The sequence below is a fragment of the Ohtaekwangia sp. genome (assembly GCF_036786105.1).
In the GTDB taxonomy this organism is placed as follows: domain Bacteria; phylum Bacteroidota; class Bacteroidia; order Cytophagales; family Cyclobacteriaceae; genus Ohtaekwangia.
Map to the genome: position 1 here is coordinate 1 of NZ_DAIQRQ010000046.1, position 1,650 is coordinate 1,650.

Sequence of the window (1,650 nt, forward strand, 5' to 3'; positions counted from 1 at the left end):
GGATTCAACACCTTATCCGCCACTTTCTTTAAACAAGGATCTTTCAGTCGATTCTCTATACAATCTACACAAACACTGCCCAGATAGTATATTTTTTTGGTGAGACCAATTACTACTGGTGATCGGGGTAGTAAACCTCTTGGAGGGAGCGTCCCTATGCCTGTACTTGGACTAGTGCCCGGGCCGCTGCCACCACCTTTTATGGGCTTTGGTCTTGGGTTGAAAGGTTGTGGTGTTGTAACAGGCGATGGTATAGGTGAAGAAGGCCCAGTGGATGGACCTGGACCATCGCCACCGTTGGCACCACCGTTGTTGCCGGAGCAGGCAGCATAATTGGCAAAGTCTTCGCCGAACAATTCAAATTGTGAACCGTCATCGCATTTAATGATTACCATGGGCAGCGAAGTAGCAGTGCTCTTTACGGTTTGCCAGCAGCACCGGATATTTTCCGTGCGTCCTCCGGAAGATGTTGTGCCGGCATCATACAGGTCGATCATGGATTTGCCGCCCTGTATATAGTTCTCGGAAATGATGGCCCGGTTCAGATCAAGCTGGCGAATGTAGCCGGTAAAGTTTTCCAGGTCGATAGCGTTTGTGTTGCTGTTGGCCAGCCACAGCGAATCCGGATCGTATTGCAATATATAGGCATAGACAAGGTCGTTTTCCTGTATAGCAATCAGGTTTTCGAACCGGTTGCCCGTATTGACATACTCAAAGGCATACTGACTATAGTTTGTACTATCGAGCAATACGCCTTCGCTCACGTTCAGTTCGCCGGCAGTTGTACTTTGCGTTCTGCCGTTGGCAATGGAGGTATTCAACACCTGCTGTAATATAGCCCGGGCTTCCGGTTTTTCAGCGGTTACGAAAGCCTGGTTTGTTTGCGGGTGCATGGCGGCAGTGTGCTGAGGCTCTTCCTGGCAGCTGAGAATCAATATACCGATAAACAGTATAAGAAGTCGGGCCGTTTTGTGTAGCGTGTTCATAGGATAGGTATACAATTTAGGTTTTGGGTAAAGTACACGAAGTTCCGGCCGGGAACTGCCATAAGATTAACATACGGCGCTGCCGAAATCAATGTGGGTATACCGATGTCTGTGATGTATCACTCGGTATAGGTATAAAAATTGATTTTAAGGGCGGTGCTGTTAATGCAGTATGGGGGAGTATAAATTAAAAATGGTATACTCATCCATTATTTACCTGGTAGCTGAACGAGAAAAATTACCGGTTGTCGAGCCGAAAAAAGTAAACTATACCTGAAAAATCCGGTACAATTTTTATCGATGGCGAACAAAAAAAATCATTTTACGGTATATGAAAAAAGGCCTATACACGTAGTATAGCTATATTTTGAGGCAATACATGACTTTTTATGATTAATTTATTACCCCAGATGGATCATTGTTAATTATAGTCTGTTACAGGTTGATCCTAACGGTGCCAGGTTTGTAATCTTGTTCATATCCCTGTGAGGTATTGCTCCTGGCGCTATTCCTTCGATCGTTGCTATAGCATGCGACTTGTTGCATTATTCTTTCTTGGTGCTGCGATGTAGTTTGGTTGAACTTGTGCGGCAATTTCAGCCGGCTTTCATAGCAAAAGTGCAGGCGCGCGAAAAATAAAAGCTGACAGGCATGTTGTGCCCCC

At 45.5% G+C, this 1,650-nt stretch carries 1 protein-coding gene; it reads right to left on the bottom strand.

Annotated elements, in window-relative coordinates:
* Positions 1-986: hypothetical protein (locus tag V7Q33_RS16850; protein WP_333820569.1), on the bottom strand; the 986-nt coding region annotated here is incomplete at its 3' end.
* Between the last annotated feature and the right edge of the window lie 664 nt (positions 987-1,650).